General features: G+C 37.3%; 17 protein-coding genes. 2 read left to right on the forward strand and 15 right to left on the reverse strand.

Annotated elements, in window-relative coordinates:
• Nucleotides 1–87: 87 nt before the first annotated feature.
• From RCH61_RS03960 to RCH61_RS03980, 5 genes are read right to left on the reverse strand one after another with little or no spacing between them, the layout of a single operon-like run.
• Nucleotides 88–1,188: a zinc-ribbon domain-containing protein gene (locus tag RCH61_RS03960; protein ID WP_306479935.1), complete on the reverse strand. Its 1,101-nt coding sequence runs from the start codon at nucleotides 1,186–1,188 to the stop codon at nucleotides 88–90.
• 31 nt (nucleotides 1,189–1,219) lie between these two features.
• Nucleotides 1,220–1,747, reverse strand: a complete 528-nt coding sequence (locus RCH61_RS03965; RefSeq protein ID WP_306479936.1) for a zinc ribbon domain-containing protein — start codon at nucleotides 1,745–1,747, stop codon at nucleotides 1,220–1,222.
• Nucleotides 1,748–1,784: 37 nt separating this feature from the next.
• Nucleotides 1,785–2,129 (reverse strand): DUF2085 domain-containing protein, encoded by a 345-nt coding sequence (locus RCH61_RS03970; RefSeq protein WP_306479937.1) that lies wholly within the window; start codon nucleotides 2,127–2,129, stop codon nucleotides 1,785–1,787.
• Between the two features lie 4 nt (nucleotides 2,130–2,133).
• On the reverse strand, nucleotides 2,134–2,961 hold the full coding sequence (locus RCH61_RS03975) for a zinc-ribbon domain-containing protein (RefSeq protein ID WP_306479938.1): 828 nt from the start codon (nucleotides 2,959–2,961) through the stop codon (nucleotides 2,134–2,136).
• A 14-nt stretch (nucleotides 2,962–2,975) separates the two neighbouring features.
• Complete coding sequence (locus RCH61_RS03980) at nucleotides 2,976–3,530, reverse strand: zinc ribbon domain-containing protein (protein WP_306479939.1); 555 nt, start codon at nucleotides 3,528–3,530, stop codon at nucleotides 2,976–2,978.
• Nucleotides 3,531–3,636: 106 nt separating this feature from the next.
• Between RCH61_RS03980 and RCH61_RS03985 the strand changes: the two genes are divergently transcribed.
• Nucleotides 3,637–3,957: a helix-turn-helix domain-containing protein gene (locus tag RCH61_RS03985; protein WP_306479940.1), complete on the forward strand. Its 321-nt coding sequence runs from the start codon at nucleotides 3,637–3,639 to the stop codon at nucleotides 3,955–3,957.
• Between the two features lies 1 nt (nucleotide 3,958).
• Here RCH61_RS03985 and RCH61_RS03990 read toward each other — a convergent pair whose 3' ends face one another.
• The gene (locus tag RCH61_RS03990) at nucleotides 3,959–4,237 is read right to left on the reverse strand and encodes a hypothetical protein (protein WP_306479941.1); all 279 of its coding nucleotides are present in this window, start codon (nucleotides 4,235–4,237) and stop codon (nucleotides 3,959–3,961) included.
• Nucleotides 4,238–4,398: 161 nt separating this feature from the next.
• Between RCH61_RS03990 and RCH61_RS03995 the strand changes: the two genes are divergently transcribed.
• Entirely contained in the window at nucleotides 4,399–5,946 is a 1,548-nt protein-coding gene (locus RCH61_RS03995) for a hypothetical protein (protein WP_306479942.1), read from the forward strand.
• Between the two features lie 14 nt (nucleotides 5,947–5,960).
• On the opposite strand, the gene RCH61_RS04000 is transcribed toward RCH61_RS03995, so the two are convergent.
• The 9 genes from RCH61_RS04000 to RCH61_RS04040 all read right to left on the reverse strand — a co-directional run bounded on the left by RCH61_RS04000 (nucleotide 5,961) and on the right by RCH61_RS04040 (nucleotide 11,461).
• Nucleotides 5,961–6,236, reverse strand: a complete 276-nt coding sequence (locus RCH61_RS04000) for a hypothetical protein (RefSeq protein WP_306479943.1) — start codon at nucleotides 6,234–6,236, stop codon at nucleotides 5,961–5,963.
• A gap of 150 nt (nucleotides 6,237–6,386) precedes the next feature.
• Nucleotides 6,387–6,701 (reverse strand): type II toxin-antitoxin system RelE/ParE family toxin, encoded by a 315-nt coding sequence (locus RCH61_RS04005; RefSeq protein WP_306479944.1) that lies wholly within the window; start codon nucleotides 6,699–6,701, stop codon nucleotides 6,387–6,389.
• Nucleotides 6,691–6,984 (reverse strand): type II toxin-antitoxin system RelB/DinJ family antitoxin, encoded by a 294-nt coding sequence (locus tag RCH61_RS04010; protein ID WP_306479945.1) that lies wholly within the window; start codon nucleotides 6,982–6,984, stop codon nucleotides 6,691–6,693. Before RCH61_RS04010 ends, RCH61_RS04005 begins: the two co-directional genes overlap by 11 nt.
• A 74-nt stretch (nucleotides 6,985–7,058) precedes the next feature.
• A complete protein-coding gene (locus tag RCH61_RS04015) occupies nucleotides 7,059–7,190 on the reverse strand; it encodes a GNAT family N-acetyltransferase (protein ID WP_306479953.1) in 132 nt (43 codons plus the stop codon).
• Between the two features lie 258 nt (nucleotides 7,191–7,448).
• The gene (locus tag RCH61_RS04020; protein ID WP_306479946.1) at nucleotides 7,449–8,597 is read right to left on the reverse strand and encodes a Fic family protein; all 1,149 of its coding nucleotides are present in this window, start codon (nucleotides 8,595–8,597) and stop codon (nucleotides 7,449–7,451) included.
• 78 nt (nucleotides 8,598–8,675) lie between these two features.
• Nucleotides 8,676–9,659 carry a helix-turn-helix transcriptional regulator gene (locus tag RCH61_RS04025; protein WP_306479947.1) on the reverse strand — a complete coding sequence of 328 codons (984 nt, stop codon included), beginning with the start codon at nucleotides 9,657–9,659 and terminating at the stop codon, nucleotides 8,676–8,678.
• Nucleotides 9,660–9,679: 20 nt separating this feature from the next.
• Nucleotides 9,680–10,480, reverse strand: a complete 801-nt coding sequence (locus RCH61_RS04030; RefSeq protein WP_306479948.1) for a hypothetical protein — start codon at nucleotides 10,478–10,480, stop codon at nucleotides 9,680–9,682.
• 245 nt (nucleotides 10,481–10,725) lie between these two features.
• Nucleotides 10,726–11,241 carry a hypothetical protein gene (locus RCH61_RS04035; RefSeq protein WP_306479949.1) on the reverse strand — a complete coding sequence of 172 codons (516 nt, stop codon included), beginning with the start codon at nucleotides 11,239–11,241 and terminating at the stop codon, nucleotides 10,726–10,728.
• A 13-nt stretch (nucleotides 11,242–11,254) separates the two neighbouring features.
• A complete protein-coding gene (locus RCH61_RS04040; protein WP_306479950.1) occupies nucleotides 11,255–11,461 on the reverse strand; it encodes a helix-turn-helix domain-containing protein in 207 nt (68 codons plus the stop codon).
• Nucleotides 11,462–11,623 lie beyond the last annotated feature (162 nt).

The raw sequence follows: 11,623 nt of genomic DNA on the forward strand, positions 1-11,623 counted from the left end.
AGGCGCACTGCAAATAAGAGACGCCGCAAACACGCGGCGTCTCTTATTTCCTCTTCCCATATATCCTTGTCAGAATTTCATATCTTTTTACTTAGATTCCAAAATACCGTCAAATCCGCTTCCGGTCACGCTTACCTGTCCGTTTTCAAAAGTAGCGATTCCATATATTTCTTTTGTAACGCTGTCTATAATCGAAAGACCTCCGTCTCCCTGCGTATACAATCTTCCATCTATCACCAGGCCGTTATTATATTCTACCCGGACTGCCGCAATATCAGATCCTGTCGGAACATATTCTGTGCTTGCCTCTGCCATTTGATCGTACACGATCATCGTAGTCGTATCATTTTCATAAGTACCTTCGATTTCCAGATCCGGCGTATATGTCCCGCTGATCCTGCGATAATTTCCCCAGCCTCCGCCTGCACCTGAAGTTACACTTAACAATCCGTTCTCATTTTTATAGAATGTATAATATTGCCCTTCTAAATAATCTCCGAATGTGCCGCATTCTGATTCTTTCTCAAAAATCTGTCCGCTGGACGTATAGATAACATAGGACCATTCATATCCAATGGACGCAATCACAAGCCTGTCTCCCGAATCATCGTCTTTGTATGTGCCTGCCCATCCCATTGTGACGGGATCTGTCAATACGCCTTCCCATTTACTGTTATCTTTTTGCTCCTTTTTTTCTTCTTGTCCGGAATCTTTTTTCGCCTCCCCGACAGTTTCTTTTCCATGTTTTATCTTTTCTTCTGTCGCCGGTTTCGATTCTTTTTCAGCGGCATCCTCTTTAACCTCTTTATACGTTGAATCCTGTGCTGTTTCTTTTGAATCGGAACCGCCAAATATTTTTACCGCTGCAATAATTCCAATGATTACGACTGCTGCCATCACGATAACTCCGATCACTGCCGCTGTTTTTTTCTTTTTCAGTGCAGATTTTATCTGCTGCTCTTCTTCCTGCCGCTCTGACTGTACCGGCTGCTTTGGCTGTTCGCTCTTCCGTTCCGACTGCGCCGACTGTTTTGGCTGTTCTTCCTGCTGTTCTGACCGCTCAGACTGTTTTGGCTGTTCTTCCTGCTGTTGTGCCCGTGCAGACTGCTCAGGCTGTACAGACGCTCCGCAATGCGGACAGAACTTATTCTTATCTCCTATTTCTTTTCCACAATTTTCACAAAACATTTTTTAACATCCCCTGTCTTATTCTATCCTCTTAATATAACGACGCTGTTCCTTCATAGCCGTCATATTCCAAAATCAAAGTTGCCCCTTTTACATCACACTCCGCAAAACTCAAACCGTAAAATTCAAGAATATTTCCTTCAAAATTTTCTATCGCAAAATCCCAGTCAAGATCCTCCTCTGTAATCACAAACTCGATATCTACCCTTTCACCGTTACGCAAGATATCATTCCCAAGCAAATCTTCTTCCCAGTCATCCACCTCAGGCTCTGAAGCATAAAGAGCATAAATATCAAAACCGGTATTATTAATTACATGCACATTGTATCTTAATATTTCATCCTTTGAACTGCACTTAAAAATACCGATTGCCACAATAATAACTAAAGCAATGATTGCAATAACCGCTCCTTTTTTCTTTTTCCCTGTTCCCTTGTCTTTGAAATCCGAAGGGGCGGTCTGAACTGACTCTGCTTTATCTGTTTTATTTTCTGCTCCGCAATACGGACAAAACTTATCAACCTCTTTTATTTCTTTCCCACACTTCTCACAAAACATGGCTATTTCCTCCTACGTTCCATTTTAATATATCCGATTACATAAAACATCTCATATATTTCATAATAATATTCCCAAACGCATATCCGCACAGAAGACCGGTTATTAATCTGCGTATATTATTTGACTCGTAATGAAATTTATATTGTACGAACCAATCTGCAAACATGATTAAAAAGAACAAAACTGCTGTTACGTTTGAAATCTCTCCGACCTTGAACAGGAAGATACCTAACACTTCTCCTATAAACACTCCTGTGCATCTTGCGCATACCGGAAATTGTTTTCCATGAAAGAAAAAGCTTCGTTCCGGTAACTGATGACATCCCGTCGCTCTTCCCGCCATCATAAGTCTCTTATATATTCTTCTTTTATCCATCATTGTCTCACTCTGCAAAATATCCTAAGATCGGAAAAACAAAAACCAGTGTTCCTGCTAAAGAAATCATGGAATATTTTATACAACTCCAAATTTCCTGTTTCTTTTCTACTTCTAAAATATCCCAAACACTATACCCTAACTGTTTATCCATATCCTCACATAACTGATAGTAAAAATATAACGGCACCGAAACTCCCACTATAACAGCGATCAAAACAACAATGATCGTTCTTAAAAATCCATGTACTAATTCATCCAGTACCGGATAGAGTAAAAGAGAAGCAATCGAACCATAGCAGAGACAATTTACTATCATTTTATTCATAAACGAACATAACATTTCAACGGCGTCATGCTGTGCTAAATGCTGTTTTCCGCAATTTTTACATCCCCACCAGGTGATAGATCTGCTCTTTACTTTAGAGCCTGTAAGGGGTGCTCCGCACAATAATCCAAACGGGCCAAGCAGACACATTCCACAGCATCCACGTCCCATACTGTAACCTTTTGTTTTAACTTCTGTCTCGCTCTTAACAACCGGAAATGTATCCTCACTGTTACAATACGGACATGTGGAATCTTTTGGTATATTCGGTTCCTTATGAATCTCTTTATCAATCATGCCGTAAATATGTATCCCCGCTTCTTTCACATATTTGATCAGGCCCTTAAAAAATTCGGTAAGCGAATCCCAAAGAGATCCATCCGTATCACTCTTCTGAAATGAATTTGCATTTTGTTCCGATTGCTTCTCATTGACCGAAGCACCGCAGCTCGGACAATATTGAGAATCCGGATTCAGCTCTTTTCCGCATTTTCTGCAATATTTCATCTAAGCGCCTCCCTTCAGCCCTTAAGTGCAATCAACTTTTGAAACTGTTCCACATCTTCTGACATTCCATTGACAGCAATTTCATAGTTCATTCCGTTATTCATTTTCAAATTAAGGATCTTCCCATAACCGGTATACAAAAAAACAGCAATCAACAAAAGCCACACGACATCCGTTATATCCATTAAGTACATCACCCCGAAGATCGCAGCATACAACGTATCCCAAAAATCCATTTTTGTTTTTACTTCCATTGAATTGATTTCTGACAATTTAAGATTGATATGATCCTCTTTTTCCTTTCTCAAAAATCTATGGATATTTTGTCTGATCCCTACTTTCTCTCCGCTGATTTTTACTTCTGTTTTAATAATCTTATAACGCAGTCTGCCAATCATTTTCACTTTTTCAAAATGAAAATTCTTTTCGTCTTGTCCATCCTCACTGATACCGTCTGCATTGACCATATTCTCAGCGCTTTTCTGTTGCTGTTCTAAAAGACTGCTTCCGCACTTTGGACAAAATCTCGCTCCCTCTCTGACATCATTTCCACAATTTTCACACTTCATTTCGCTCCACACTTCCTTTGTAACTAATATTTTTATAGCTATAGGTCATTATACTATAATTAAATCAATATTACAATTAAATCAATATTTTTTTGGGGGTCATTTCATGGATACTTTAAATTTCGAACAAATAGGAGAAAAATTAAGAAAAATCCGCCTTTCCAAAAACTTAACGCAAGAATATATTGCCACTGCTGCCGATGTAAATACAAGTCATATCAGCAATATCGAAAATAACCGTGTTAAAGTTTCACTTTCTGTCTTAGTACAGATATGCAATGCTTTAGACACTACCGTTGACTATATTCTGTCCGACGAATATAATGACTCCTCCTCAGCCATTGAACAGGAAATCCTCCATGAGCTGCATTCCTGCACTAATGAAACGAAGCTGCAGATTTTAAAAATCGTCAAAGCTTTACAATAATTCATGAACATTCTGCCAGCAGCATTACGGCGTATCGGAATCCTTGTATGAATCCATTTTCTTCCGCAGCCTTCGCTAATCCAAACAGCTCATCTCTCACCTCTTCATGCGTCTTTTTCTCCAGGTTCATTCTGTCCTCTTCCAGCAGTCTCTCCGTCTCCTTTTCAATCGCTTTCCCTGCCTCTTTTAAATAATCTGTTTCAGATAATAAATACAGATAAATTTCTCTTATTCTTTCTCCCTTATCTGCCGACCCGTTCTCTTTTAATTCTTGAACCATCTTAATTCTCCTATTTCCATTTCTTTCCTATTGTCTTACAATATAACCAGGCTGTTTTTATTACCCTGCACTATCATTAAACCATCTTTATCAAACTACATGAAGCCGCAAAAAATTTTTGATTTTTTTTGCAGTGTTTTATACTTGGGGAGGATTAAAGAATGAAAGAGACGAAACAAGAAACAATCCACATTACCTCAGAAGCAGGCATTCTCTCTGCTTTCAAAAATCTGACTTCTTACGACAAACGTACTTTACTCACATGGATTCATTTTTTCAAGAGATGTATGTATTATGCTTCTTCCGATTATTCCAATCCTGCGTTTCTTTCTTTGGCTTATAATGGGATGAAAAAAAGCGATCAATATCCTCAGGAATTTTTATATATTCATAAATTAATGTACCAGTTCCTCTGCCTGGGAACTCCCTGCTTTTTACAATTCCAGCCTTATGAAGATCTTACATCCAAATACGATCCCGCAGCATTCAAATGGAACGTTCCTGTTTCTGTTATGCCTTTTTTGATCTGCTATATCAAAGCCGCAAGCAAATTCAAAAAAGCCGCCCCTGTCACTTCATTTTTCAATGAGCTTGATGAAACATTTGCAGAAACTGAAAGTCTGCAAAGCAATCTCACAAGAACAGAATATCGAAATTTAACCGACAAAATTCTTTGCCGCAAATATTTTTGTACTGCTGAAGAAATTTATAATACTTTCGCCAAAAACGACTCTCAAAAAGAAGCGATCCGGCATTGTATTTTTTATCTGACCCAAACTTTAATCGCATTTCCGCAAAATAGAGGCTCTGGAATTAATTCCGGAAGCCCGATTGCTGCAAACGCCTGTATTCTGTTAGAGACTTTCAGGGAAAAATTGTATGAACAGACTCGTTCAGAAAATAAAAAAACAGATTTATCACCTTTATATCCTCGCAAAAAGCCGTGGTCTATCATAGGGGAGAAAGAACTGATAGAGAGCATAACGCATTCTCTGTCTTTCTTTTCTGCAAAAGCATTTTCTTTTGCGGAAGAAGCTTTGGATTTTCATTCCCCCTACCACATCTCGGCAAAGGACTATGACGCCTTTTCCGTCGGATGCACTAAGATCATAGACAACATAGAACGACAGGTTGAGAAGGAAAAAGAAGAGGTCACGGCATTCTACTTTAATCTAATAAACGAACCGACTATCAGCCGCGCGCTCTCTAACGGACGCTTAGAACTTGATCAAGAAAGTTTAAATTACAGATATTATTTGCTCATAGACGCCCTTACAACATTTGCCAATTCGTTTGTACAAACGATCCTGACTTTCAAAAACAACGTCAGGAAGGCTTCTCACGCCTCTCCTGAACAATATATATCGTTAAAAACTGACAAAGACTACTTCTCGGAATTCAAACAATCGATCAAAGCAATCGAAAGAAAACTCTTCGGGAAAAATTTTATGACCGCGTTTGAACATTCCAAACCATTCTTATTTTATAACGACAGAGGATTGGTACACGACCTCACATATCCCGCTGTCCTCTTTCCTCAAGAATGCTTAAAAATAACCTACGGATTAACAGGGAACTATCTTGTATCGGAAGATTATATTCTTCAATATTTCCGTGATAAAAAGATTCATTTCCCGATATCATTTGCCGAATTTTTATTGCAAGTTGATCTTGAAAACCTCCGTCAATTTTTAGGCTTAATAAAATAGGTGTCGCAAAACCATCAAATTGGGGATGAATATATCGTTATATCCTTTATCTTGGAGCTCTTTCTGCATTTTTCTCCGGGCAACAAATGACGGATGATAATTCCGCCTGCCATCTTCACACCTATTCCCATAATAAAAGGAACTTTCAATGTAGTTTCATCACAATACTCTAATATATTCCGCAGGGCTTGTTTCTGCTCTGGAGTCCCTAATCTTACATTAAGAAATGGTTTGAAGTGACTTTTTTCGGATCTGCTTTTTTTGCAGATTCCGTTCCTCACCTTGTCCATCCGGCATCTGGGCTTTCTTCTTTTCCCGGTCAAAAACAAAGACCTGTTTCATTTCCACCGAGAAAAGCAAAAAAGCCATTTACATTTTTACAGTAAATGACTTTTTTCAAAAGTGTGCTTACACTTTTCCTTTATTTTGTTATCTCGATTTTATATCATTTTGTTTTCGTAGTCTTGAAGTTCATGAAATATGTTATCTATGAACACCGTATTTTCTTCGATTCTATAGAGCATAAAATATCGATGTCTTAAAAAATTAATTCTATGATAACCTAATGCTCTAAGTCTTTGATTTTCACATAAAGACAAACTTCCTGCAGCATTTTTCAAGCAATTTAATGTATCTTCAAAATCGTCAAGAACATTTTTGGCTGCTTGTTCATTTTTCTTTTCAAAGAAAAGATATTGAATAAATCTATCAAAATCTTCTTCTGCATCTGATGTAACAACAACCTTATAATCCATATTTTCCCCTCAGTTCTGAAACAACCGCTTCCGCTGATTTGTAGTTTCCCTTTGCCGCTGACTCTCTGGATTTCTCCAGTTTTTCTAAAATCTCCTCTTCCGTCATAGGACTATATGGACTTCGTACTATTCTTTTAATTTCAAATGGAAAACCATTATTTGCCACAGCTTGCGTTAAAAACATTCTAATTGCTGTAGTTGTATCTGTTCCAAGATCTTTAAAAAGCTGATCGGATTTCGTTTTTAACTCATCATCGACACGAATTTGTATTGTACTTGACATATTTCACACCTCCGTTTTTCTTTATTATAATGCCTGATCATTTCTAATTCAATACATTTGTAATGATTTGACATTTATATTGATTTTATATCATATTTTTCTTTCACATAAGTAAGAAGCTGCGTACCGATTCCTGTGGAACGGCAGTTTTTGTCAACAAAAATCCTGGCAATATATTCATTCATTAAACCAATAAATCCTTTTATGTTGTGCTATCGAAGTTTATCCAACTGTTGAGGACGCCAATAGAAGAAATGAGTGCCTTGCCGGATTTGACGGTGCCGGTATGTTTAGTAGCGGTTCTCATTCAGTAGTTGGAACAGTAGTTATCCGCACTTCCGACAAATTGACTGCTTCTCAGCAAAAAGAAATGGAAAAGAACATTTACAATAGCTTAATTGAAATCAAATAACTATATATAAAAAGTCACAGCAGGTGAAACTTCCACTTGCTGTGATTTTGTCTTACCGTAAGCTATTATTTTTGAATTTATATTTTCCCTTTCCATGACCTGACACAGGTTCGATCATATCTGACTGTATCAAATTGGAAATAAGTTTAGAAGCGCCGGAACTTTTCAATTCAAGCAATTCCATTACAGCACTTCTCCCAAATATTTCATCAAAACCAAACTTTTCAAAAAGCCGTTGGATATGAACTAGCGTTTTCACAGAAAAATCTTTTCCTTTTTCGGAAAGTACACTTTCAATGTCCACTTCTTCGTTCCGAATATCCACTTTTTCAGTTTCAATATCCACTTTCTGCCCTCCAATATCCACTTTTTCATCAGTCAGAAGTCCACTTATATGCAGATTTCGATTGTGAAGCTCATTGTTTTCATTTAAGAGCAGATTTCTCAGAAATACTTCAAGATACTCTGTTGTTTCGTGGATATTCTTTTGCAGGTTTGTGTAATTCGCTCGGACAAGTGCATTTCTGAAATACCAAGCATTTTCCGCAAAAATATCATTCGTTGCTGAAAATCCAAGTGTTCTCAGATACTTGATGAAGAATACCGCTGTTGTCCTCGTATTTCCCTCTCCGAAAACATGAATTTGCCACAATCGTGAAATAAAAACTGCAAGATGATGGATAATCTCATCCATCGACAATCCTTTGTAGCTAAAATCTTTCTCCTGCGAAAAATCATATTCAAGAGTAGCTCTCAGTTCTGAAGCACTTCCGTACATAACGGTTGCCCCATCAAGCACCCATTCCTTTTTCGTAATATTATAATCTCTTATCTTTCCGGCGTGTTTGTAAATGTCCCGAAAAAGTTTGCGATGAATAGAAATATACTCATTCGGAGAAAAAGAAAACGCTGTTTCGGAAAGTATCTCAGCAATACGGGAAGATACCTTATCCGCTTCTTCTGTACGATCCTCATCAGGTAAATGTGCCGGTTTTTCTTCGTAATACGTATCTATGAGATTTTGCGCCTCTTTTATTGTGATTTTGCCCTCGATATTTTGAATGGCAGTATCAATCAAATATTTAGATGGTTTGAGTCCGTCTACCGCCTGAAGTCCGATTGCTGTACTCCACGCATAACCTTTATGAGCTTTATCGGGTTCAGCCTCTCTCAAATATTCTTTAAATGGATCTTTCTCCATATCCGCTACCTCATTTCATAGTCTTATAATTTAATCTTTTCAAATTGTGCAGTCCGTCTGCACAATTTGAAATATGCCCTACTCGTTCTCCCGTATATCTTTATTGGCTCGTGCAATCATCTGTCTGTACTGTTCCTTCACACTTTCCGGTGCAAGTATCTGTACTTTTCCATTGAAACCAAACACCCAGCCGAAAAAGGTAGGACTGGCTGATACTTCTGTCTGTATTCTAAATGATATCATATCATAGGCAAGAGTTGTTACATCTTCTCCAAAGCGGTCAACCATTGTTTTCATCAGGCTGTTGTCACACCGCAAATCCACCATAATGCTTTTCCCCGGAAACATAAAAAATACTTCTTTTGTAAAATTCTCTATATCAAAGTCGTCCGGCATAGCAATCACATCTTTATCAAGTATTTCCGGCGTTCCCGCAATACGATCCACTCTGAAATTGATAACCTTCCTTTTCTTTTCGGAGTATCCGATTACATAATAATTATCCCCGTTCCAAAGAAGCTTGTACGGACTCAATTTATAAATCTCACCTTTATTTCTAAGAACTTTCTTCTTCAATCCGGTATAATCATAATATCTGAAAGAAATTTGTTTTCCCATATTGATAGCGTCATTGATAGCGTCAATGATGTAATATATCTGTTCGTTATCCGGCTTAATACGATTTACAACATAATTGTTGCGCTTCAATTTCTTTACCTGTGCCGGACTCGTCAAAGTATGTATCTTTTCAATCAATGCATCGCTTTTTTTCTTCGTAATAAATTTTGAAGACTCCACAGCATCAATCAACAGTTTCAATTCAGGAAGTTCAAACTTACGACTTGCCACAAAATACTTGCTCTGTGTAGAATGAATGGTCACAATATCCATTCCAAACTCCTGAAGCGCCGCAATATCCTTTGTTACGGTTGTCCTATGTGCGGATATTCCATATTCTTCATTCAATATATTGATCAACTGCGTTGTCGAAAGCGGATGTTCCTCGTCCGTGCGTTCTTCTAATATCTTCTTTAAGTATAATATTCTTGGTTTTGTTTCCACAGTATATCCTTTCCAAGTTATTATTCGTATAACTCTTTGAACATTTCTCCTTGTATCTCACCAATATGAGAAGCAAAGGATTGTTTAGCCAAATTTACCTCTACATTTTCTTTGCGGTTCATGTGAAAAATGTTGCCTAACTCAAAAAATTTACCTGTTTTTTGCACCTCGTCATAAGTAACAATATTTCTACCAAATTCAGCACATTCCAAAATAGGTAAACCGGCGATTGCTTTCTGCGGAAAGTTCAATGAATATGCTAATTCCTTTCCTGACAGGCTTGTAGTTGCCGTAACTAAAGACGGATATGCCAAAAAGCTGTCATCTCCGCCAACAAGTAATTTACTGTTAGTATCAACTGGATTATCATTTTCTTCCACAATACTCCTCAATTCTGCTTCATACTGTGACACCCAAACAGGAATACCGTTTGAAAAGCCTTCAAGAGCTTCTTTAAGTACCTCCATATGCCCATCATTTGTTGCGGTATTAGAACCCGGAGTGTCAAAAATAACAAATTTGTTGTTTGAACTTCGTAGTATTCCTGTTTTTGAAAAAGCAATATGCAATTCAATCATATTTCCGATTTCTGTTGATGAAGCATCCCGCTTCTCATAGGCATTTATAAACTCCAATGCAACAGATACCATCTGATTCATTGTATTAACTTCTTTTGCTTTGAATACACTATCCAACTCAAGAAGCATATCATCAAGTGCGTCAGAAACTTTGGAAAGATTTTTTGTAATTCCAAGCTCTCCCCTTGCAACTTCCTCAATAACCGGTCTTATATTTGTAAACACTTCTTTCGTATCACTCAAAATAAATTTGGCATTATCAAGCACCTGATTAGAGCGTGAGATTGTAATTTTTCCTTCAAAAGTTTTTTCCTAAGATACTTTTACCAACTCATTAATTTCCAAAATTTCTTTTGCACTAAATGGGAGAAAACACTTTCGGGCATCTTCTTCTCTTAATTTCCCATTAGGAGCATCTAAACTAACATCAATCCACTCCTGAGTATTCTCCTCTCAAACACGCATAAATAAAATTTCTCTCTTTATTTTCATTGTATTGACGGATCAGCTCCGTACCAAGTTTGCACATCATTTTCTTTAGTGCAATTTTCGATCCAACATACTCCAAATCTAAAAGTCTGTGATTTTGTTGTTTCAGCAATATATATTTCAATGCCGGCATCGCAAAGAGTGCCGTCATAATCAAGATTATAATCCTCATAATCTACAAACGATGCAATACATCCAAGTGTTAGTTTAAATTTTTCTTTATAGAAAGAAACCGCTTCAAAAAGTTCGCCACTTTCCGGTTCTGTTTCAAAACTGCCCTCCTTAAACTTGAAAAATAAGGTGTGCGGCTTTCCATCGGCAACAAAATCATAACTCAGTCTGTATGCAGCATCTACATTAGAGAAATACTTCTCGTTCGGTTCAAGAACCGAATAACTGAAATATACTGGCTCATCGTCTAACGACAGTACAATCGAACCAATAGGTGTAATCAATTCCATATCTAAAAAACTATTCACTTTGTTAAATATAGTTTGCTTTTCGCTTCCTGCCATTTTCAAGCATTCCTCACTCGTCTAAGATAACTTCACATATATCTCCAATGTCACAATGAAAGACCTTACATATTCTCATTAAAACCTCGAGAGATACCGGCTCATTCTTATTTATTTTTTTCGCTGCGTAAGGTGTAAGTTCCGCAGCTCTCGTCAAATCACTTCTTTTCATCTGATTATCTATCATCAATTTTTGAAGTTTATTATAACTTATCTTCATTACTAATGCCCTTTCCGTCAGAACAACTATTTGTTATAGTCATGTAATTATCATTCTACATAAAAATCATTATTTTTTCAACATCTCTCATTCTTGAGTTTCCGCAGTGTTACTGTCAAGTAATCGTTGGCAACTTTCTTTTTGATTTATCTTTTTGTTGAA

This window comes from Mediterraneibacter sp. (assembly GCF_030825015.1).
GTDB lineage: Bacteria > Bacillota > Clostridia > Lachnospirales > Lachnospiraceae > Mediterraneibacter.

Bases quoted from the DNA above. Each gene is read 5' to 3' on its own strand.
- RCH61_RS03960 (WP_306479935.1), bottom strand. From the start codon at position 1,188: ATGTTTTGTGAAAATTGTGGAAAAGAAATAGGAGATAAGAATAAGTTC.
- RCH61_RS04040 (WP_306479950.1), bottom strand. From the start codon at position 11,461: ATGAAGATAAGTTATAATAAACTTCAAAAATTGATGATAGATAATCAG.
- RCH61_RS03990 (WP_306479941.1), bottom strand. From the start codon at position 4,237: ATGGTTCAAGAATTAAAAGAGAACGGGTCGGCAGATAAGGGAGAAAGA.
- RCH61_RS03975 (WP_306479938.1), bottom strand. From the start codon at position 2,961: ATGAAATATTGCAGAAAATGCGGAAAAGAGCTGAATCCGGATTCTCAA.
- RCH61_RS03980 (WP_306479939.1), bottom strand. From the start codon at position 3,530: ATGAAGTGTGAAAATTGTGGAAATGATGTCAGAGAGGGAGCGAGATTT.
- RCH61_RS04000 (WP_306479943.1), bottom strand. From the start codon at position 6,236: ATGGACAAGGTGAGGAACGGAATCTGCAAAAAAAGCAGATCCGAAAAA.
- RCH61_RS03985 (WP_306479940.1), top strand. From the start codon at position 3,637: ATGGATACTTTAAATTTCGAACAAATAGGAGAAAAATTAAGAAAAATC.
- RCH61_RS04010 (WP_306479945.1), bottom strand. From the start codon at position 6,984: ATGTCAAGTACAATACAAATTCGTGTCGATGATGAGTTAAAAACGAAA.
- RCH61_RS04020 (WP_306479946.1), bottom strand. From the start codon at position 8,597: ATGGAGAAAGATCCATTTAAAGAATATTTGAGAGAGGCTGAACCCGAT.
- RCH61_RS03965 (WP_306479936.1), bottom strand. From the start codon at position 1,747: ATGTTTTGTGAGAAGTGTGGGAAAGAAATAAAAGAGGTTGATAAGTTT.
- RCH61_RS03995 (WP_306479942.1), top strand. From the start codon at position 4,399: ATGAAAGAGACGAAACAAGAAACAATCCACATTACCTCAGAAGCAGGC.
- RCH61_RS04035 (WP_306479949.1), bottom strand. From the start codon at position 11,241: ATGGCAGGAAGCGAAAAGCAAACTATATTTAACAAAGTGAATAGTTTT.
- RCH61_RS03970 (WP_306479937.1), bottom strand. From the start codon at position 2,129: ATGATGGATAAAAGAAGAATATATAAGAGACTTATGATGGCGGGAAGA.
- RCH61_RS04005 (WP_306479944.1), bottom strand. From the start codon at position 6,701: ATGGATTATAAGGTTGTTGTTACATCAGATGCAGAAGAAGATTTTGAT.